This is a genomic window from Reinekea sp., assembly GCF_982785585.1.
Window position 1 is genome coordinate 14365 of the sequence record NZ_CEYAVF010000016.1, and the last position, 19717, is coordinate 34081.

Annotated in this window: 19 protein-coding genes and 1 pseudogene; 12 read left to right on the forward strand and 8 right to left on the reverse strand. The window is 53.4% G+C overall.

The annotated features are described in order from the left end of the window. Positions 1 to 93: 93 nt before the first annotated feature. Together AC4FIC_RS08085 and AC4FIC_RS08090 are read left to right on the forward strand one after the other, a co-directional pair. Positions 94 to 384, forward strand: coding sequence for a putative quinol monooxygenase (locus AC4FIC_RS08085; RefSeq protein ID WP_100258357.1), 291 nt, complete (start codon positions 94 to 96; stop codon positions 382 to 384). Between the two features lie 34 nt (positions 385 to 418). Next, a complete protein-coding gene (locus tag AC4FIC_RS08090) occupies positions 419 to 1429 on the forward strand; it encodes a zinc-binding alcohol dehydrogenase family protein (RefSeq protein WP_100258358.1) in 1011 nt (336 codons plus the stop codon). 114 nt (positions 1430 to 1543) lie between these two features. Here the strand turns inward: AC4FIC_RS08090 and AC4FIC_RS08095 are convergent, their stop codons facing one another. Together AC4FIC_RS08095 and AC4FIC_RS08100 are read right to left on the reverse strand one after the other, a co-directional pair. Further along, the gene (locus tag AC4FIC_RS08095; RefSeq protein WP_100258359.1) at positions 1544 to 2032 is read right to left on the reverse strand and encodes a fasciclin domain-containing protein; all 489 of its coding nucleotides are present in this window, start codon (positions 2030 to 2032) and stop codon (positions 1544 to 1546) included. A 582-nt stretch (positions 2033 to 2614) separates the two neighbouring features. Then, positions 2615 to 3775, reverse strand: coding sequence for an iron-containing alcohol dehydrogenase (locus tag AC4FIC_RS08100; RefSeq protein ID WP_100258360.1), 1161 nt, complete (start codon positions 3773 to 3775; stop codon positions 2615 to 2617). 341 nt (positions 3776 to 4116) lie between these two features. Here AC4FIC_RS08100 and AC4FIC_RS08105 point away from each other — a divergent pair, with 341 nt between their 5' ends. Together AC4FIC_RS08105 and AC4FIC_RS08110 are read left to right on the forward strand one after the other, a co-directional pair. After that, a complete protein-coding gene (locus AC4FIC_RS08105; RefSeq protein ID WP_273286219.1) occupies positions 4117 to 4803 on the forward strand; it encodes a ComF family protein in 687 nt (228 codons plus the stop codon). An 83-nt stretch (positions 4804 to 4886) separates the two neighbouring features. Then, positions 4887 to 5864: a serine/threonine protein kinase gene (locus tag AC4FIC_RS08110; protein ID WP_158524410.1), complete on the forward strand. Its 978-nt coding sequence runs from the start codon at positions 4887 to 4889 to the stop codon at positions 5862 to 5864. 42 nt (positions 5865 to 5906) lie between these two features. Here AC4FIC_RS08110 and AC4FIC_RS08115 read toward each other — a convergent pair whose 3' ends face one another. After that, positions 5907 to 6338, reverse strand: coding sequence for a MarR family winged helix-turn-helix transcriptional regulator (locus tag AC4FIC_RS08115; RefSeq protein ID WP_227003704.1), 432 nt, complete (start codon positions 6336 to 6338; stop codon positions 5907 to 5909). 107 nt (positions 6339 to 6445) lie between these two features. On the opposite strand from AC4FIC_RS08115, the gene AC4FIC_RS08120 reads away from it, so the two are divergent. Continuing rightward, entirely contained in the window at positions 6446 to 6895 is a 450-nt protein-coding gene (locus AC4FIC_RS08120) for a DUF1499 domain-containing protein (protein WP_100258364.1), read from the forward strand. A gap of 43 nt (positions 6896 to 6938) precedes the next feature. Further along, positions 6939 to 8354, forward strand: coding sequence for a dihydrolipoyl dehydrogenase family protein (locus tag AC4FIC_RS08125; protein ID WP_100258365.1), 1416 nt, complete (start codon positions 6939 to 6941; stop codon positions 8352 to 8354). Positions 8355 to 8493: 139 nt separating this feature from the next. Here the strand turns inward: AC4FIC_RS08125 and dbpA are convergent, their stop codons facing one another. From dbpA to AC4FIC_RS08140, 3 genes are all read right to left on the reverse strand, one after another. Continuing rightward, positions 8494 to 9882, reverse strand: a complete 1389-nt coding sequence (gene dbpA, locus AC4FIC_RS08130) for an ATP-dependent RNA helicase DbpA (RefSeq protein WP_100258366.1) — start codon at positions 9880 to 9882, stop codon at positions 8494 to 8496. Between the two features lie 162 nt (positions 9883 to 10044). Further along, positions 10045 to 10602, reverse strand: coding sequence for an RBBP9/YdeN family alpha/beta hydrolase (locus tag AC4FIC_RS08135; protein ID WP_100258367.1), 558 nt, complete (start codon positions 10600 to 10602; stop codon positions 10045 to 10047). A gap of 296 nt (positions 10603 to 10898) precedes the next feature. Continuing rightward, positions 10899 to 11105, reverse strand: coding sequence for a DUF1127 domain-containing protein (locus AC4FIC_RS08140; RefSeq protein WP_100258368.1), 207 nt, complete (start codon positions 11103 to 11105; stop codon positions 10899 to 10901). A gap of 110 nt (positions 11106 to 11215) precedes the next feature. Here AC4FIC_RS08140 and AC4FIC_RS08145 point away from each other — a divergent pair, with 110 nt between their 5' ends. Both AC4FIC_RS08145 and AC4FIC_RS08150 read left to right on the forward strand, forming a co-directional pair. Next, complete coding sequence (locus tag AC4FIC_RS08145) at positions 11216 to 12169, forward strand: LysR substrate-binding domain-containing protein (RefSeq protein ID WP_227003705.1); 954 nt, start codon at positions 11216 to 11218, stop codon at positions 12167 to 12169. A gap of 189 nt (positions 12170 to 12358) precedes the next feature. Then, entirely contained in the window at positions 12359 to 13255 is an 897-nt protein-coding gene (locus tag AC4FIC_RS08150; RefSeq protein ID WP_476196019.1) for a DMT family transporter, read from the forward strand. A 12-nt stretch (positions 13256 to 13267) separates the two neighbouring features. Here the strand turns inward: AC4FIC_RS08150 and AC4FIC_RS08155 are convergent, their stop codons facing one another. Together AC4FIC_RS08155 and adhE are read right to left on the reverse strand one after the other, a co-directional pair. Next, positions 13268 to 13519 carry a DUF5062 family protein gene (locus AC4FIC_RS08155; protein ID WP_100258370.1) on the reverse strand — a complete coding sequence of 84 codons (252 nt, stop codon included), beginning with the start codon at positions 13517 to 13519 and terminating at the stop codon, positions 13268 to 13270. Positions 13520 to 13664: 145 nt separating this feature from the next. After that, the gene (adhE, locus tag AC4FIC_RS08160) at positions 13665 to 16355 is read right to left on the reverse strand and encodes a bifunctional acetaldehyde-CoA/alcohol dehydrogenase (protein WP_100258371.1); all 2691 of its coding nucleotides are present in this window, start codon (positions 16353 to 16355) and stop codon (positions 13665 to 13667) included. Between the two features lie 470 nt (positions 16356 to 16825). Here adhE and AC4FIC_RS08165 point away from each other — a divergent pair, with 470 nt between their 5' ends. The 4 genes and pseudogenes from AC4FIC_RS08165 (at position 16826) to AC4FIC_RS08180 (ending at position 19679) form a co-directional block, all read left to right on the forward strand. Then, on the forward strand, positions 16826 to 18106 hold the full coding sequence (locus AC4FIC_RS08165; RefSeq protein ID WP_287439028.1) for a hypothetical protein: 1281 nt from the start codon (positions 16826 to 16828) through the stop codon (positions 18104 to 18106). Between the two features lie 89 nt (positions 18107 to 18195). Beyond that, positions 18196 to 18609: pseudogene (locus AC4FIC_RS08170) on the forward strand (EamA family transporter); the annotation flags it as partial. Between the two features lie 3 nt (positions 18610 to 18612). Further along, positions 18613 to 19074, forward strand: coding sequence for an EamA family transporter (locus tag AC4FIC_RS08175; RefSeq protein ID WP_405124676.1), 462 nt, complete (start codon positions 18613 to 18615; stop codon positions 19072 to 19074). 50 nt (positions 19075 to 19124) lie between these two features. Further along, positions 19125 to 19679, forward strand: coding sequence for a GNAT family N-acetyltransferase (locus AC4FIC_RS08180; RefSeq protein WP_100258374.1), 555 nt, complete (start codon positions 19125 to 19127; stop codon positions 19677 to 19679). Positions 19680 to 19717 lie beyond the last annotated feature (38 nt).

The window sequence follows — 19717 nt, forward strand, 5'->3', positions numbered from 1 at the left end:
GACCATGGCGGATTATAATTACGGGTAGCGCTAGTTTATCCGCTTAATCCGATCGGATACAGTTTAGACTTCGTTCTCATACGGGCTGACCCCATGACCCAAATCACCATTGTCGCTAATATCTATGCCAATCTCGGTCAGATCCCCCTCGTTCAAGCCGAATTGGAAAAATTGATTGCCATCACCCTCGGCGAACCGGGCTGCATCCGCTATGAGTTGCATCGCGACAATAACGATCCGGCGCACTTCATGTTTTATGAGACCTGGGCGACCCGCGAGTTATGGCAGGCCCATATGAATAGGCCTCATTTGGCAGCCTATATGCAGGCCACTGACGGTGCTGTAAGCGAATTTACCTTGAATGAGATGACCAGCATTGGCTGATCATTTTAGTATTTTGAAAACCGGAGATTTACCCATGAAAGCCGTAGCCCTGACTCACTATCTGCCTATTGAAAACCCGCAAGCCTTCCTCGACGTGGAACTGCCCAAGCCTACTGCCTTAGGGACTGATTTACTGGTCTCAGTGTACGCCGTGTCGATCAACCCAGTGGATACCAAAGTCCGCAGCCCTAAGGACATAGTAGAGGATATTCCGCGCGTGCTCGGTTGGGATGCCAGCGGCATCGTTGAAGCCGTCGGCCCCGACGTTACTCTGTTCAAGGTCGGCGATGAGGTCTACTACGCCGGTGATATTACCCGGTCCGGCTCCAATGCCGAGTTTCAGCTGGTCGATGAACGCATCGTGGGCTTCAAGCCCAAGAGTCTCAGCTTTGCTGAAGCCGCCGCGCTACCCTTGACCACCATTACCGCTTATGAGGCCTTTTTCGAGCGCTTAGGGATCGACCGCGATGGCGCCAACAAGGGCGAATCGGTGTTAATCATCGGTGCCGGCGGTGGGGTCGGCTCAATCGCGATCCAGCTGGCCAAGGCCGCGGGATTGGTCATCATTGCCACCGCGTCGCGCCCTGAGACGGCAACTTGGGTCACCGAGCTCGGTGCCGACCATGTTGTCAATCATAACCAACCGATGGTCGAGCAAGTGCGTGCTCTGGGCTTCCACCAAGTCGATCACATTGCGATATTGAACGATATGCGCCATTGGGATACGGCTGTTGAACTGATCCGCCCGCAAGGCGGCATCGTGACCATTGATGGCACTGACCAGCCGATGGCGATGGCTGGTATGAAGTCCAAGTCGGCCAGCTTACATTGGGAGTTTATGTTCGCACGCGCCATGCATCAGACGCCGGATATGATTGAGCAGCATCGCTTGCTAACCTATGTGGCCAACGAGGTCGATGCCGGCCGCATTCGCACCACAGTGAGTGAAATCTTAGCGCCTATTAACGCAGAAAATATCCGCGCCGCCCATGCCCTAATTGAGACAGGAACGGCAAAGGGTAAAATAGTGGTTGAGGGCTTCTAAAAAGCGCGTCCAGCGAAGGTAAAAAGAGCCTGAAATCGGCTCTAAATGGCATTTTCGATGCGCCAAAAAAAAGCCCCATTGCCGACAGCAATGGGGCTTTTCTACCACTAGGGTTTACTTCGTAATGACGGTGTCGATCACATGAATAACACCATTGGAGGTTGCAATGTCGGTCGCGATGACCAGTGAACCATTGACATAAACAGAACCGCCCATGACTTTAATGGTGAGTGTACTGCCAGTAATGGTAGTGACCTCGTCCAGACCGACTACATCTGCTGCGAGAAACTTACCGGATACCACGTGGAAGCCCAAAACGCCGGTTAAGGCTTCCTTATCGGCGACCAAACCATTTAACGTAGCCGCCGGAATTTTGGCGAAAGCGGCATCATTTGGCGCGAAAACAGTGAATGGCCCTTTGCCTTTCAAGGTCGCTACCAGATCGGCGGCCTGCACTGCAGTTACTAGGGTGGTAAAGCTACCTGCGGCGACCGCGGTATCCACTATGTCTTTTTTGGCACCATGGTGGTCCGCGCTTACAAAACTCGCAACGGCAAGCGATGCGGTTACGACTGCTGATAAGAAAATGTTTGTCAATTTCATTATGATTTTTCCTGTTTTGATTAAAGGCGAAATTAATACGCAGGAAAATATTAAATTGGATTAATAAAAATAACTAAATAGTCCATTAACAAGATTTATAATCCGATTTTAATTTAGCGTCGTGGCGACCAAACGCATCGAATACAATTACTATTGATTCGACTATTATTGAGGAGTTTTGCGGAGGGGGCTGATCAGTCATAGATTCTTGGTTGCGAGATGCCCACCTATGTTTAGTAGGCTGTAGCCCATTCGGGGTACTATTTTCTGAGCAGTGTTGCCGGGCCAACTCGGCCGTCAAAAACAATATTTTTCGGTCTGAAAACCAATACTCATCATCGACCTACCTTTCCAAAATGCACCTTTATCATAATAGAAGTTCAAAAATACTCATCTACCTTTGCTTTGTAAATACCACTTTACCGTCGAAATACATCAGCAAGATGCTCCGTTTCGGGTTAACGTCTTGGCGGAACCTGAAAGGATTGTAGATAGGTGAGTTTAATTATCGAAATAGTTCCATGAGTGGGGTTTTATCGCAGCGTCGGCGCACCCATAGGTCGGGTACGCCGTGGGACCCGTTTAAACGAGCGCCAGTCTTAAAATTTCTCGGCTTACGTCGGGCGTAATATCCCCGTGCTCTCCAAGCTGAACCATGCCATGTTGCGTGAGACTCTCAATCAGGCCATCAATATGGGTTTCATCCAGATTGACGTCCATTAATCGGGTTGGCAGTTGCATCGCCACAAAGAACTCTTCGGTAAGTTCAATTGCTCTTTGGATGCGGACCGCCTCCGTGCCATCGGTTAGTTGCCAAACGCGCTCGGCATATTGCAACAGTTTGTCCCGCTTTGCCTCGGTGCGTATTTTTAGTATCGCCGGGAGCACGATAGATAGGGTGCGTGCATGGTCGATGCCATAGGCGCCGGTTAACTCGTGGCCAATCATATGGGTGGCCCAATCTTGTGGCACACCGGCACCGATGAGTCCGTTGAGTGCCATACTGGCCGCCCACATAATATTTGCCCGCACCGCTAAATCATTCTTGGTGTCCGCGGCCAATGCTTTTGGACCTTCCTCAATAAGAGTTTGCAGCAAACCTTCGGCGAAGCGATCCTGCACCTTGGCATTGACGCTGTAGGTCAGGTATTGCTCAACGGTATGCACAAAAGCATCGACAACACCGTTGCTGATTTGACGATCTGACAAGGACAAGGTAACCGCCGGATCCAACACCGCGAACGCTGGGCGCACCAAATCATTGCGGAATGGCAGTTTGTGTCCATCACGGGTCACCACTGCGGCGGTGTTAGATTCCGATCCAGTTGCCGGTAGCGTCAACACGCAACCAATGGGCAATGCGCTCTTTATTTCCGCCCCTTGGGCAATAATATCCCATGGGTCTGCCCCATCATACAAAGCCGCGGCAGCGATGAACTTGGTACCATCAATAACCGAACCGCCCCCCACAGCAAGCAAATAGTCGATGTCATGCTGTTCAATCAACGCCTGCGCCTTCATCAGCGTGGCATAACTTGGGTTCGGTTCAATACCGGCAAACTCAAACCAGCTATGCTCTGCTAAGGCCGCAACCACTTGGTCGTAAACACCATTGGTTTTAATCGACCCGCCGCCATAGGTAACTAACACCTTGGCATCTTTGGGGATGGCGTTGCTGAGCGCTTTAATTTGACCTTCGCCAAAATAAATATGGGTCGCGTTTTGAAAACTGAAGTTAAGCATCTGATTGTCCTGTATTGCTGCATTAATGTCTTAGTGCGTAACGGCTGGGGGTGCTGAATTCAGCCTCTGCCCACCGTTGTTACGTTGGATGTTGCCACGGGCTAGGTCACGCATAGATCTGGGGCGGTATAATTCGCGCCATTATACATCCTATTGGCCTAGGCCTAAGTTACTTATGTTTATACCACCACACCCACAACTAATACTAATTTGCTACTCCGACGCGACGCAGACCCAATCATTGGCAAGCCCGCCTAAAAAAACTACCATCAGCCCACTGGCGACTCCAATCTGAAATAGGGTAGTAGAGTTGCCCCGAACCTTGGTGAAGATGCCGTCGAATGACCATGTTGAGCTCCCTGATCAAATCGTTACGTCACGCCCTGCCGTTACTCTGCCCCGCTTGCTTGCAAGCGCAGCCCGATAGCGCTTTGTGCTCGGTCTGCCAGTCTTATCTAGCCCGTGTCGAATACCCATGCCCCAGCTGTGGTGCGCCGGGTAACAGTTTTGAAGTCTGTGGTGCTTGCCAAAAAAAACCGCCATCTTGGGATTCATTGCATTGCGCCTGGCATTTTGAGGGCTTGTCTCGCCATCTGATTCATCAGTTCAAATACCAACACAATATAGCGGCTGGGCGCGCGTTGGTCAGGCTCTGGCTGACACAGCAGAGCGCGCTGTTCAAACCCGATGCGCTATTGGCCGTGCCCATGCATTATCGCAAGCAGCAGCAGAAGGGTTTTAATCAGGCCGAGTGGCTCGCGCGACAAATCGGTGAGCATTGGTCCATGCCACAGTGGCGCGGGGTTCGTCGAATCAAGGCGACAACCGCGCTGGAGGGCTTGGATAAGCGTCAGCGCCGGACAATGCTCAGCGGTGCCTTTGCGCTGACGGATAGGCCGCCACGATCCGTGGCTCTGGTCGATGATGTGATCACCTCAGGGTCCACCGCCGCCGAATTGACGGCCCTACTAAAGAACAACGGCTGCCAGTTTGTCAGCATCTGGATCCTGGCCCGAACTCCCCTCTAGGGTCGGGCGCCGCTCGGCTGGCGGATATTAGATCCTTCATCCACATTCCGGAGTACACTGGTTCTTTTTGTCGGATGCGCGGTATGAGCGAAGCCCAACACCCCTATGCCTTGCTGTCCCAGGACCGTCTGATCGACTGGCTGGAGTCGCTTGATATAGATACCGACTACCGAATCTACCCGCTAAACAGCTATGAGAATCGCGTCTATCGGGTCGGCATTGAAGACAGCCAGCCAATTGTGGTTAAGGTCTATCGGCCCGGGCGCTGGAATGAAGCGCAAATTCGGGAAGAGCTGGCCTACACCCAGCAGTTATCTGATGACGATATCTCGGTTGTGCCTGCGCTTGAGGTCAAGGGCGATATATTGCATGAGCGCGATGGCTTTTTCTTTACGTGTTTCCCAATGCGCGCCGGTCACGCATTAGAACTGGACGACCCCGGCAAGCTTTATCGAATCGGCCAGATGCTCGGTCGAATGCACAACTGTGGCCAGCTGGATGCCTTCATCACCCGGCCGCACCTGTCGCTGATCGAGCCAATCGTCCAGGCGCAGCAGTTCTTCTCAGCCAGCGATCTCATCCCAGACAGTATTCGCGCCAACTATTTATCCACGCTTGCCGCGCTCGAAGGCTTAATGCGCCCGTTCCAGGCGGTGCTGGAGACAACCGATCAGTTCAGAATTCACGGCGATTTCCATGCCGGCAATATCCTAACGCGAGACGAGAACATACTCTTGGTGGATTTTGACGACACGGTCATGGGGCCGGCCATGCAGGATATTTGGAAGTTGCTGTCCGGTCCGGAAACCGAACAGCAGCAGCAACTCAACGAACTGGAGCAGGGCTACCAACAGTTCCGCGCCTTTCCGCGCACCGAGGTCAAGTTGATCGAGGCTTTACGCACCACCCATATGGTCCGCCACAACCTATGGATTGCACGCCGCTGGTCCGATCCGGCCTTTCCGTTTGCCTTCCCCTGGTTGGGCACCGAACGCTATTGGGGCGAACATCTGTTGCAGCTGCGCGAGCAGTGGGCCAATCTGCAAGACATTAAGTTATAGGCCTCTGTGTGCTTCCCGGTAACTGAATCTGATGACGATCTGTTAGAGCAACTGACGATACAACTTCTCGGTCAGGCTCTTGAGCAGGGCCGCCTCCTCGGCGGTCATATCGAGTTCACAGACGATGGCTTCCGGCACCTTGAGGGCCTGCTCAGACAGAGCTCGGCCCTGCTCGGCGAGGACGATTAGTTTCTGTCGCGAGTCCTCCTGCGAACGAGTCCTGAGGATCAATGCTTTCTGCTCTAAGCGCTGTAAGATCGGCGTCAGGGTCCCGGCATCGAAGCGAGTTCGCTCGACTAAGCGCTTGATCATCACCCCGTCTTCCTGCCACAGGGCAAGCATGACCAGATACTGTGGATAGGTCAGATCCAACTCGGCCAACAAGGGCCGATAGGCACGGATCAGCGCATTAGTCGCCGAGTAGAGCGAATGGCAAATCTGGTTTTCCAATTTCAACAAACTATGATCGGTCACACTAATCTCCTCCAGGGTGGAAATATTTTGCGCACAAAGCATTGACAAGTCAAGGCCGGACGGCCATTCTTTTGCACACAAACTAAATACCTTAGGGAATGAATGCTATGACCACCGCGCTACTCATCTTGGCTCTGCTCGTGACCGGCAATGTTGGCCGTATCTATTACCAAAACGCTCAAGAGCCCGAACTAGGGGTTGAACAGGGCCGGCTCCAGCCGATCGATAAAAAGCCCAATAACGTCTCGACCCAGACCGACGATGCGGCCAAGAAGGTCGAACCCCTTGCCGCCAAAGAGAGCCCCGCGGCCACCCTGAGCGCCCTTAAAAAAGCCATTGACCTCTATGGCGGCGGCGAAATAAAGCGCGCGACCGACGATTATCTGTATGTGGTATTCACCACCGGTAAAATGCGCTTTCACGATGACGCCGAATTCTGGCTCGACAACAGTACCCAACAGGTCCATTTTCGCTCGGCCAGCCGCGCCGGTTACTCAGACATGGGGCTGAATCGTCGACGCTTTGAACGTATCACCGAACTGTATGCGGCCCAATAGGTCAGAGCCTGGATATAAATCTGCCCTTGCTAATGGAGAAGCTATGAAAGTGTTTGATTTGATTGTGATCGGTTCCGGAGCCGCTGGCCTGACCAGCGCCTTTACGGCCTTGGGCTTTGGCAAGAAGGTATTGATCGTCGAGAAGCACCGCAGCGGCGGCGAGTGCACCTGGTCCGGCTGCATCCCCAGCAAGGGTCTGATCAACCAGGCCAAGGATGTCTATAGTGCCAAAAAATATGCTGACATCAGTGTCGATAGCGCCGCCCTACTGACCAAGGTGCGGGCGATCAGTGAGGCCATCTATAGCCATGAGACACCAGAGGTATTGGAGAAAGCCGGCGCGGTGTTTGTACAGGGTGAAGCCGCCTTTATTAGCGCTAAGGTTATCGAGGTTGGCGGCGGGCAATACCAGGGTAAAAAAATTATCATCGCCACCGGCTCATCACCGGCGGTGCCGCCGATCACCGGCCTGTCCTCTGTGCCCTACCTGACCAATGACAACTTCTTCGAACAGGACAAGCTGCCCGACTCTATCTTGGTGCTCGGCGCCGGCGCCATCGGAATGGAATTGGCCCAGGCGATGAATCGACTCGACGTTCGGGTCACCGTGGTTGAGATGATGCCCGAGGTCATGTTCCGTGAGGAGCCGGAAATGGCCGCCCTGATCCGTGAGAAGCTCAGCGCCGAAGGGGTGGTATTTCATCTCGGCACCAAGGCGATCGCGGTCGAAAACTCGCCGACTGGCGTGCGTTTAACCGTCAGCCGGGACGAGCACAAAGAGGTTCTCGAGGCGGAAAAAATTCTCGTAGCCCTGGGCCGGTCACCCAATATCGACGGTCTGAATTTAGCGGCGGTCGACATTAAAACGCAACGCGGGGTTGTCGTCGATCAGTATCTGCAGACTACGGCCAAGGGCGTCTATGCCTGTGGCGATGTCGCCGGACCCTATCTGCTCAGCCATATGGCCAACTATCAGGCCAAGCTGGCCACCTTGAATGCGCTGTTGCCGATCCGCCGCAAGGTTAACTATGAGCATGTCGCCTGGGCGACCTTTACCGATCCGGAATTTGCCCGCGCCGGCATGACCGAAGCCGAAGCCCGGGCCGCCCAAGGCGACTCGATTCGAGTCTATCATTATGATTTTAATAAATTAGATCGGGCCAAAACCAAGGCCGGTGATATGGGCCGGATCAAACTGATCACCAGCCGACACGGCAAGGTCTTGGGTGCTCATATTATCGGCGAACGGGCTGGTGAAATGATTGCTCAGGTTCAGCTGGTGAAAACCCTCGGCCTCAACTTCGCCAAGGTGCAGGGGGTCATACATCCCTACCCAACCTACTCCGATGCGTTGCGGCAAATCGCTCAACAGGTCTTTCTCGACAACCTCTTGTTGAATCCGGTAGTGAAATTTTTTCGCACGCTGGTCGGCAAAGGCGCCAAATCTAAGACGGGTTAAACTTGCCCTACCTACGGCCTTGCGGCCTAAGGTTCAAACCATAAAAAAAACCGGCCAGGCCGGTTTTTTTTTATGCTCGGTACAGACCGAGCCTACAATCTACTTCAGTGGGCTAAACGCTCGTTGAGCCCTGCTGGGTTTAGCCCTTTATGGCGCGCACTCGGAAACTGCGACCCTTGAGCTTGCCGTCGGTGATTGACTGTAGCGCTTGGCCAGCAACCTTACGGCGCACGGCCACATAGGCGCAGTTATCAAAGATATGGATCTTACCGACATCGGTACCGGCCAGACCGTCGTTACCGGTTAGGGCACCCAAGATATCACCCGCTCGAACCTTCTGTTTTTTACCGCCATCGATTTGCAAGGTCGACATCTTCGGCACCATGGCCGCCACCTCCAAATAGTCGGCACCCGGTCGAGCTTCAGCATCGGCAATCGGGTCGATTTCCAGATCGAGTAACGCGACGCGATGCGCTTCCTGGGCGTTGAAGAACGACATCGCCAGACCCTTACTACCGGCCCGACCGGTTCGGCCGACCCGGTGGGTATGGACTTCGCGTTCACGCGCTATATGGAAGTTGACCACGGCATCGAGCGAGTCGATATCCAGACCCCGAGCGGCGACATCGGTTGCGATTAGGATTGAGGTGCTCTTATTGGCAAAGCGCACGAGGACCTGATCGCGCTGCCATTGCTCTAAGTCTCCGTGCAATGCGGTGGCACTGTAACCCTGACTGAACAGCGCGTCCGCGACCTCGTCGGTTTCTTTTTTGGTGTTACAGAACACGATGGTCGATTCCGGCTGATAGCGTCCCAACACCAGCTTCAACACCAGCAGCCGGTCATCATGATCGGTGACCTGGAAAAACTTCTGCTCGATAGTCAGCTCGTCATGGGTCGAGGCCACCTCGATCATCTGCGGGGAAATCATGATCCGGGCGGCAATCTTTTTGATCTGCTGCGCAAAGGTGGCACTGAACAACAGGGTTTGACGTTGATCGGGCACTTCACCGATGATCGCATCGAGGGCTTCCTGAAAGCCCATATCGAGCATTCGATCGGCTTCATCGAGCACCAGCATATTAACGTCTTCTAAGCGCAGCGAACCCTTGCGGACATGTTCCTCAACGCGTCCTGGGGTACCGACGATAATGTGGGCACCGTGTTCGAGCGAGCCCAATTGCGGACCAAAGGGCATGCCGCCACAAAGGGTTAGAACCTTAATGTTGTGAATGCCTCGACCCAACCGACGAATATCATTGGCAACCTGATCGGCCAATTCACGGGTCGGGCAGAGTACTAAGGATTGAATCCGAAAGCGCTTTACATCGAGCTTTTGCAGCAAACCCAGGCCAAAGGCGGCGGTTTTACCGGAGCCGGTCTTCGCCTGACCGATAACATCCTGATTTTTCAAAATCAGCGGTAGGCTCTGAGCTTGAATGGGCGTCATCGTTTTAAAACCGAGCGATTCTAGGTTGGATTCTAACTCGGGCTTTAACTTTAACGTTGAAAATAGCGGCTGATTCAAGGGAGGACCTAATAATTAAGCAAAAAGTAGCCCTATTCTAGCAGATTGTCGATTTGTTGCAGATATTTGAATTTACGCCACCGCGCGCAATTCGATCGGGGAAAAGACTACCCAGGCGTAAGCGACTGAGCACTATTCGACCTTAAGCGAGAGGCCTTGGGCTTAGACCCGCGCGGCGCTGTCTCGTTCTATATCTGCCAACAGCTGCAAGAAAATCTCCTGCCCCAACGACCACACACCCAGATTCGACTGACCATTGATGTGACCATAGGCGCCTATATCAATCAGGCTCGCCCCCAGCCGATCGACATAATCGAGGACATGCTCGGGCGAACCATAGGGATCATTGGAACTGGTGATGACCACACTGGGAGCTCTTAGGGTTGGTATGGTGATGGTGTCGAAGCCTACCGCCTGGGACGGGAAGCTCGGCCCGCAGCAGTCGGGGACGGCGACTAAAAAGGCACCCGCTAGGTGTTTATGGCTGTCGGTGCCCAGCCAATGAGTGAATAACCAGCAACCCAGGCTGTGCGCAATAATCACAAAGGGTTCCGAGACCGCCTCTAGGGTATGAACCAGCTCGCTATTCCAGACCTGGCAGTCCGGTTGATCCCAGTCGCTGTGCTCTACCCAGAGAGAATTGTCGAGGCTACTAAACCAGCGGCGCTGCCAATGATCGCTGCCAGAATTGCCGATACCGGCGAGATAGACGTATTTCATAAAATATCCTTATAGCTGTGTGCATGCGCACTGCAATGAATCGCCAGATTCATCCCGCTAACCGGTCCAATATAATCCCTTTATACTTTTATTGGCCATAGCGTCGTACCATGGTCTAATCCTGATCAGGCCCAATAATGGGCAACAATAAGCCTAGGATTGAGATGCGACATTTCATGATAGGCCCATGAAAATGTTTGCAACAAGTCTATTTTAATTAACCCCAAAAAAATCAACCGCAACTAAATTGCGGTTAAAAAGGGTTGGACGATGGCGAGCGCCCGCACGCCAGGCCTTTATCGCCAGAACGGTTTCGCGGCTTCGAGCATGACAGCACGGCGTTCCAAGCCTATATCCTTAAGCAGATAATCAGGCAGCCGGGCCAAATAACGTCGAACCCGGCGCTTTTCCTGCCAGCGACCTAGGACCAGCCAAACATCGATTAGAGTATAGGTGCCCGATTTCGCGATGACTTCATTCTTCCCTTGCGATATTGAGTCCATTTTTGATCTCCGCCTTTTAATCAATTTGCCGATCTGGCAGTCGCTAAAATAGATTTTATTGACTAGGCTGACAAACGATCAATGCTGCCATTCAGTTAAGGAAAACTTAAGTGTCTAGAGCAAAACTGCCACTACAGGGCCTTTACTGTTTCTATCTGGCTGCTGAAATCGGCAGTTTTAAAGCGGCGGCAGAACAGATGTCAGTCTCGGCTGCCGCTATGAGTCAACAGATTCGACAATTGGAAGACCGGCTATCGGTCAAACTCTTTATCCGCCAGCATCGCCAGGTGCGTCTAACGCCCGCTGGACTGTCGTTACACCACTATGTGCGCCATGGTTTTGGTGCGTTACAGGAGGGTTTACACGCACTCGATGCCGACCCGGATCCGACCACCCTGACCCTGTCGGTGGTGCCGTCCTTTGCGCAGCGCTGGCTGGTACCTCGCCTGGGGTCTTTTACCGAACTACAACCGGACCTATCTGTCTTAATGACCTCAAGTGTTGCCTTGGTCGATTTTCAATTGGACCGGGTAGATCTTTGTGTGCGCTTTGGCCCGGGCCGGTATTCAGGCTTACAATCAGAGTTTTTAATGTCCGATCATATCTATCCCGTTTGCCATCCACTCTATCTGGAACAAAACCCGATCGGATCCCTAGCAGATTTGGCCAAAGTCCAGCTGATCGAAGATGTTTGGCCGGACATGAACTGGAACTACTGGTTGGAATTGGCCGGTATAACGGTTCCTAAGGTGAAGGTGGCCATGCGTTACCCAGGCGCCCATGTGGTATTGGAAGGCGCCCTGGCGGTGCAGGGTGTCGCGTTGGTACGCCACAGCCTGGCCTGGAAATATATTCAACAGGGTTTGCTGACCCGAATCGGTCAAATCGAGGTGTGCTCTGCCTACAGTTATTACCTGGTCGCACCGCCGGCGCATTTCAAACGCGACAAAATTCGCCAATTTAGTGATTGGTTGCACGTCGAGGCGACCGACTTTTGGCAGGCCAGTCAGCTCGAGATGGGTAACAACCGTTGCATTCGCCAAGCTATCGGCCCAATCCCCTGACAACAGAATTACCTCTGTAAAGGCAGGTATTTTAGGGCAGATCCATCACCGAACTATTTCATGAAAATGTGGACAGCGAATTCAGCCAAAGAGCTAAGGGTTTCTGGCCGGTCACTGCGCTAGACTTTAAGCCGCTTTTAATAGACCCTGCGGTTCATATCAATATACCAGCGCGGACTCTTAAGCCCCATGGCAACTTCCACACACTCACTCTCTGGCCTGGCAATGCTCAGCGCCATTGTCGCCGCCGTTGGTATGGGCACTATCGGTGTTTTTTCCCGCATGGCCGAGCTCAGCCCAGAGATCGTGACCTTTTACCGATTATTTCTAGGTGCCCTCTTTATGGGCGCTTGGTTAGTGGTGAGCCGACAGTCGATCCGCATTGGTGACGGCGATGGAAGGCGCTTGCTGTTAAGCGGTGCCTTTCTGGCCGGTTTTATTCTCTGTTATATCCAGGCAATGAATCTCACGGCCATGGCCAACGCCATCTTGGTAATTTATTTAGCGCCCATTGCGGCGACCCTGTTCAGTCGTTTGTTTTTCCACGAGATGCTCAAACCTCAACAATGGTTAGCGATGGCGCTGGCGCTGCTCGGTTTTATACTGATGCAAGACGCCCCAGACGGCAACTCAGCCTCGACGCTTGGGCTGGCCTATGCCGGATTGGCGATGCTGTTCTATGCCGGTTTTATTATCGTGAATCGTCGCTGCAGCGAGCACACCCCGGCGGCCAGCCGAGCCTTTTGGCAACTCGCCACCGGCGCACTGCTAACCCTGCTGGTCAGCCTCGCCAGCCAGCAGAGCTTGGTGGTCGAGGCCGGCAAGATCCCCTGGCTCCTGGCGATCGGCTTTATTCCCGGCTTCGTCGCACTCTATTGTGCCGTGTTGGCACTACAACGGCTGCCGACGGCAGTCTATGGCACCCTAAGTTATTTCGAACCGGTCGCGGTGATCGTTTTTGGTTGGTTATTTTTTGCCGAAACTCTGTCGGCTGGTCAGTTCTTGGGCTGTGTGCTTATCCTCGGCAGCGGCATCGGTCCGGCGCTCATGGCTGCCGTCACTGCACGCCCGATCGCCGTCAAATAGGCCAATCACCTGCTAAGAATGGCTTCCCGGTTGGAGTTTGGACGCCCAGATGGCTAACTTATGGCGCATGGTTTGTTGCGATACCTGTTCTTCGGGAATCGGTTGCATCAGCTTGTCGTGCACTAAGAGCCGATACAGATAGAGAATCTTATCGGCCTGCGAATCGGTTGCCTCGAATTCCACGACACCGCGCTCCACGCCGTATTTCATGCCCTCTTCGAGCGCTTTTTTGACCAGTTCCTTTTCGTCTTTAAGTTTTTTCATTACCACCTCCGGCCATGCTTTTGTTGTTATCGTGCTCTGCCTGCTAGCATAGACCAATTTAGTGAGTCGAAGCCACAACGCTCGGTAAAGCAGCGGCCATTAAAAAGCCCGCCGAGGCGGGCTGAGTGGTTCGGCCTGAACTCAATCAGACTTTGCTTTTACCCTTCTTAGCCACTGGCACTGCAGGGGTTTCGGTAAAGGCGTCGGCGATCTGTACACGCTCATAGCTCTCAACATAGTTACGCCCGTAGTAGGAGTCGATCAAGATCTGCCTCAGCTCGCTGATCAATGGGTAACGCGGATTGGCGCCGGTACACTGATCATCAAAGGCCTCCTCGGCCAATTGATCGACCTTGGCCATAAAGTCGGTCTCGTTGACCCCGGCCTCGCGAATGGACAGCGGAATATTAAGCTGTTGCTTCAATTCGTCCAACCAGACCAACATCGCTTCGACCCGATCAACCGTATGCTCTTGCGTAAAGCCGAGGTGAGCGGCCACTTCGCCATAACGGCGCAGGGCGTTGGGACGGTCATATTGCGAAAAGGCCGCCTGCTTAGTGGGCAAGTTTGTCGCATTGAAACGAATGGTATTGGTCAGCAACAGCGCATTGGCTAGGCCGTGTGGAATATGAAATTCGGCGCCGAGCTTGTGCGCCATGGAGTGGCAGATGCCCAAGAAGGCGTTGGCAAAGGCGATGCCGGCAATGGTGGCGGCATTGTGAACCTTCTCCCGGGCCACCGGATCGTGTGCGCCATTTTTATAGGAACTTGGCAGGTATTCCTTCAATATTTTTAACGCTTGCAGCGCCTGACCGTCGGAGTATTCATTGGCCAAGACCGACACGTAGGCTTCCATGGCGTGCGTCACGGCATCATAGCCGCCAAAGGCGGTCAGGCTCTTCGGCATATTCATCACTAGGTTGGCGTCCACCACGGCCATATTGGGCGTCAGCTCATAGTCGGCCAAAGGATATTTTTTACCCGTTGCATCATCGGTGACCACGGCAAAGGGGGTGACCTCCGAGCCGGTGCCAGACGTAGTGGTGATGGCAACCAGTTCGGCCTTAATGCCCATTTTCGGAAACTTGTAGATGCGCTTGCGAATATCCATAAAGCGCAACGCCAGGTCTTCGAAGGCGACATCGGGATGCTCATACATCACCCACATGACTTTGGCGGCATCCATTGGCGACCCGCCCCCTAAAGCAATAATGACATCGGGTTGGAACGAATTCAGAACCGCCGCACCCTTGCGCACCAGGCTCAGAGTCGGGTCGGCTTCAACCTCATAAAAGACCTCGACTTCCATGCCCTTATTGCGCAACAAAGAGCGTAGCTCTTCGACATGAGGCGTGTTATTAAACAAGAATTTGTCGGTTACAATACAAGCGCGTTTCTTGCCGACCAGATCGTCCATGGCAATCGCCATCGCGCCGCGACGGAAGTAAATCGATTTGGGTAATTTGTGCCACAACATATTTTCCGCCCTCTTTGCCACGGTTTTTTTGTTGATCAAATGCTTGGGGCCAACGTTTTCGGAAATTGAATTACCACCCCAAGAACCGCAACCCAGGGTCAACGACGGTGCTAGGGCAAAGTTGTATAGATCGCCGATGCCGCCGTGCGAGGTCGGCATATTCAATAGGATGCGCGCGGTCTTCATCTTGTCGCCAAAATAGCGAATGCGATCGGTGTTTTCATCCTGATCGGTATAGAGACAAGAGGTATGTCCGATGCCGCCCATCTCCACCATAATAACGGCCTTAGCCACTGCATCTTCGAAGGTGGACGCGCGGAACATGCCCAGCGTCGGCGACAGTTTTTCGTGCGCAAATTCTTCATCGGCGGTCAATTCGGCACCTTCACCGATCAGCACTTTAGTAGAAGGTGGCACGGTGACACCGGACATCTCGGCAATTTTAAGCGCCGACTGGCCGACTATATTGGCGTTCAAGGCCCCATCGATCAACAGCACCTTACGTACCTTATCGGCTTCGCTGGCGCTGAGAATATAGCCACCGTATTTGGCAAAGCGCGCCTTCACGGCATCGTAGACCGAATCCATGACAATCACGGCCTGTTCCGATGCACAGACCACACCGTTGTCGAAGGTCTTCGACATCAGAATGGAGGACACCGCCCGTTTAATATCGGCCGTCTCATCGATCACCACCGGCGTGTTCCCGGCGCCGACACCGATCGCGGGCTTGCCGGATGAGTATGCGGCCTTGACCATACCCGGGCCACCGGTCGCGAGGATAAGATTTACGTCCGGATGTTTCATTAAGGCATTGGACAGCTCTACCGAGGGCTGTTCTATGTAGCCGATAATATCGGCCGGCGCACCGGCCGCGACGGCCGCATCGAGGACCAACTTGGCCGCGTAATTGGTCGCCTTGCAGGCGCGTGGGTGGGGCGAGAAAATTATACCGTTGCGGGTCTTTATGGATATCAGTGCCTTAAAGATCGCGGTGGACGTTGGATTGGTGGTCGGCACGATTCCGCAAATAATGCCAATGGGTTCGGCGATGGTCAGGGTGCCAAACTCGACGTCTTCTTCGATAACGCCGCAGGTCTTGTCGTCTTTATACTTGTTATAAATATATTCAGAGGCGAAGTGATTTTTAATCACCTTATCTTCGATCACACCCATGCCGGATTCTTCAGCGGCCATCTTGGCCAAGGGGATGCGGGCATCGGAGGCGGCTAAGGCTGCCGCGCGGAAAATCGTGTCAACCTGTGATTGACTGAAGCCGGCATAGGCATGCTGGGCGACCTTCACTCGAGCAACTAGGGCATCGAGCTGCGCAAGGGCGGGATTTCGGTGTTGAGTCATGATTTTACCTCTAGCATATTAAGTTCGGTTATCTAACAAAGGGCTGGGCGCCGGACCTTTAATGATGCACAGGGTCGGAATGCTGAAGGTGAGCGCTGTGCTTTTAACGGTTTCTGGGCTATCTGAAACCACAGTTAAAAACGACAATTTCTTGGTCCTTTTGAGATACGAGCGAAGTGTAATAAAATTACGAAACTGGGAATTGATGTGAATCATTTTACGGTCAGTTGGAATGTTCAACATTAGGCTCAAGACCCTCTATCTGTAAGGTTAGTTGGGTTATTAGACATTTCAAGCCATGAAACTGGTGGGATAAATTTTGGTACTTTACCTACAAATCGAATTATTTGGGATCGAGGTCACCAACGAGTCAATGACCTGCGGCACTGGGCCGTCGGACCGAAAGGGTTAATAGTAGGTTCAGTTTAAATCTGTATCGTATGCTGGTTAATCCAAAAGGAAGCTCAACCATGATGTGTCGTTCGACCCCCATGCAGGCTGCTGCGTTTACCGTTCTCTTGGCTACTGGTGCTGCGCAATGGGCCAGTGCCCAGACCGAGCCCTTTAGTGTTGAGCTGCAAGTTAATGCCGAAGATCGCGATCCGGATACGGCATGCGCTATCGCCTATGACGACGCCGCGGGCCAAGCCCAAGAACGGATCGATGCGTATTACCGCGCGACCGAAGCGGATCAATCTTACCGGGCTATATTGGTCCGCCAAACTCAGACGCGCTCGCTGACGGCGCAGGGCAGCGCCCTTTGCGAAGTCGATAGTTATTGGCAGGCTTTGAACCGCGATGTAGACACGCTAAATGCCAATGAGTCCGATGCCTCGGCCAGCGCTAGTGAAGCCGACCGGACGATTGATTCAAACGGACCATTAATAGGTAGCGAGCAGTATATTGACGGGGTCTACACCAGTACCTGCGAGAACACGCGCAATGGCGATCTATGTTGGCAGCGCATTGTTAAACAGGCACAGGCCGACCTGTTTGACAGCCTTACCGGCAAGGGCATCGACCTAGCCTTGAATGCCTTACAGTATCTGGATTTTGCCGGACGCCAGCGCGATGAACAGAATCGCCGGCAGCTCGACATGACTGCCGACGGGCGCTTTTTCTTTCGCGTCGTTGATGTCGACTTGACGCCAACACCCTCGAGCGCGATCCGCATCGATCGAAAAAACAGTCCGATGGTTCCGCGCACCAGCCCGTCATCCTCAACAGCCAAAATGGCCATCGCGAAAAAAACCGGTAGCGCGTCCGATCTGACATTGAGGGTGTTTTACAGCGCCGATGGCAACGATCTGGCTCAGACCGATCACCTAGCCATCAGCGCTAACCGCTGGGGACTTGGCCTATGGAACCAGGACCAGATCGGCTTTGCGATCTTTTCCGGCTATGACCGATTGGGCCTGGGCGACAACGCGAATCGGGTCAAGACCGTTGCAGGAGGCTACGAGACCTTTGGCGTGGGCATGGGCTTTCGGCTCTGGCCCGGGCGCGCCTTAAGTGTTGAAAATATGCTCTACTATGTCGATGCCCAGCCCTATCGTGCGTTGATCGATCCGGGCTGTACCAGCTGCACGGCCCGGTTGTACCAGTCGGACGACTATGTCCAGGCAACGGTGAATATAAAGACCAACTCCGATGGCCTCAACATTGGTTGGATCTTTACCTGGAAGCTGCTCCAGCCCGGCAGCGACATCGATTCCCTCTCCTCCGGCCTCTACTTGGAGCTGCAATTTTAACCGAGCGGGCCGAACATCGGTTGAGGTACTGTTGCGGCGGGCCCTTTACCAGTAGACTGGCGCTCCCCCCAGTCCGGTAGCCAAGCGAAATGTCGAACGAATCTAAGGCCGTCGCCTTTGCCATGGCGGCCATCTTGCTCTGGTCCACGGTCGCCACGGCCTTTAAAATTGCTCTACAGTATCATTCGGTTATTGGTCTACTCGCTGGTGCGTCGCTCACTTCGGTCTTGGTATTGATGGCGATCTTGTTCGCCCAGGGTAAACTGCTACGGGCTATCCGATCCTTTCCGAGCAATTTGCTCAACGCCCTCCTGCTTGGCAGTCTCAACCCGGTACTTTATTATCTGGTGCTGTTCGAGGCGTATCGGCGCTTACCAGCGCAGGTCGCCCAACCGGTCAATTACACCTGGGCCATCACCCTGGCCTTACTTAGTGTACCGATCTTAAAACACCGACTCACCCGGCGCGACCTCTGGGGCCTCTTGCTGGGCTATTCTGGCGTGGTGGTGATCTCTATCGCCGGCAAAGAAGTCACCGGCAGTCTAGACTATTGGGGACTTGCACTGGCGATCTTCTCGACCCTATTGTGGGCCGGATTTTGGCTGCTCAATACGAAAAAAAACAACCTCGATCCGATTATCGGCCTGTTCCATAATTTCCTCGTTAGCCTGCCAATTTTAGGACTGTTGATCTGGTTCGTGCCGCCACCGCCGGTTCAATGGGGGCTAATGTCGATCACCAGTCTAGTCTATGTCGGCCTGTTTGAGATGGGCATTACCTTTGTATTCTGGCAGATGGCGCTGATGCGAACCGGCAATGCCGCTCGCCTAGGCACGCTGATTTTTTTGTCGCCCCTAATCAGCCTATTCTTAATTCATCTGGTGTTGAAAGAGCCACTGCAACTGGCCACCTTTTTAGGTCTGGCACTTATTATTGCTGGGGTCATCAGCTCGCGCAAAAAGCCCTAAGGCCTAGCGCATTGACCCCCTAATTCAACTAGGAGCTCGGCAATCAGACCATGACCTATTCATTGATGCTCGACACGCCCCGCCTCACCTTGGTCGGCACCCATGACATCGATCTGCTTCAGCTGACCGACTATTTTCAAAGCAATCATCACCATTTGGTGATGAGCGGCGGCTTTATTCCGACCACCGAGACCGAAATTCGAGCCGTATTCGACAGCTGGCACAGCAACATTGCCCGCGACACCGAAGTGCGCCTATTTATGATCTTAGACGAACAGCTTATCGGTATTATCGGTATCAGTCAGATCGTCCGGAGTGCCTTTCAGGCCGCTTATCTGGGCTACAATATAGCCGAAGTTGAACAGGGCAAGGGCTATATGACCGAAGCGCTGACAGGCGCTATCGAACTGGCCTTTGGCCCGCTCAACCTGCATCGCCTGATGGCCAATTATCGACCGGCTAATCTCGCCAGCGGGCGCGTCTTGGCAAAACTAAACTTTGTTCGAGAAGGCTATGCGAGCGACTACCTGATGGTCAACGGTCACTGGGAAGATCATATCCTGATGGCCCTAACCAATCCGCATTGGACAGCGAACCGAATCTGAACCGATGACGTTTGAGCCGATAAACCTAAGCACAGGGG

Coding starts and splice junctions, on each gene's coding strand:
- AC4FIC_RS08085 (WP_100258357.1), top strand. CDS start 94: ATGACCCAAATCACCATTGTCGCTAATATCTATGCCAATCTCGGTCAG.
- AC4FIC_RS08090 (WP_100258358.1), top strand. CDS start 419: ATGAAAGCCGTAGCCCTGACTCACTATCTGCCTATTGAAAACCCGCAA.
- AC4FIC_RS08095 (WP_100258359.1), bottom strand. CDS start 2,032: ATGAAATTGACAAACATTTTCTTATCAGCAGTCGTAACCGCATCGCTT.
- AC4FIC_RS08100 (WP_100258360.1), bottom strand. CDS start 3,775: ATGCTTAACTTCAGTTTTCAAAACGCGACCCATATTTATTTTGGCGAA.
- AC4FIC_RS08105 (WP_273286219.1), top strand. CDS start 4,117: ATGACCATGTTGAGCTCCCTGATCAAATCGTTACGTCACGCCCTGCCG.
- AC4FIC_RS08110 (WP_158524410.1), top strand. CDS start 4,887: ATGAGCGAAGCCCAACACCCCTATGCCTTGCTGTCCCAGGACCGTCTG.
- AC4FIC_RS08120 (WP_100258364.1), top strand. CDS start 6,446: ATGACCACCGCGCTACTCATCTTGGCTCTGCTCGTGACCGGCAATGTT.
- AC4FIC_RS08125 (WP_100258365.1), top strand. CDS start 6,939: ATGAAAGTGTTTGATTTGATTGTGATCGGTTCCGGAGCCGCTGGCCTG.
- AC4FIC_RS08135 (WP_100258367.1), bottom strand. CDS start 10,602: ATGAAATACGTCTATCTCGCCGGTATCGGCAATTCTGGCAGCGATCAT.
- AC4FIC_RS08140 (WP_100258368.1), bottom strand. CDS start 11,105: ATGGACTCAATATCGCAAGGGAAGAATGAAGTCATCGCGAAATCGGGC.
- AC4FIC_RS08150 (WP_476196019.1), top strand. CDS start 12,359: ATGGCAACTTCCACACACTCACTCTCTGGCCTGGCAATGCTCAGCGCC.
- AC4FIC_RS08155 (WP_100258370.1), bottom strand. CDS start 13,519: ATGAAAAAACTTAAAGACGAAAAGGAACTGGTCAAAAAAGCGCTCGAA.
- adhE (WP_100258371.1), bottom strand. CDS start 16,355: ATGACTCAACACCGAAATCCCGCCCTTGCGCAGCTCGATGCCCTAGTT.
- AC4FIC_RS08165 (WP_287439028.1), top strand. CDS start 16,826: ATGATGTGTCGTTCGACCCCCATGCAGGCTGCTGCGTTTACCGTTCTC.
- AC4FIC_RS08180 (WP_100258374.1), top strand. CDS start 19,125: ATGACCTATTCATTGATGCTCGACACGCCCCGCCTCACCTTGGTCGGC.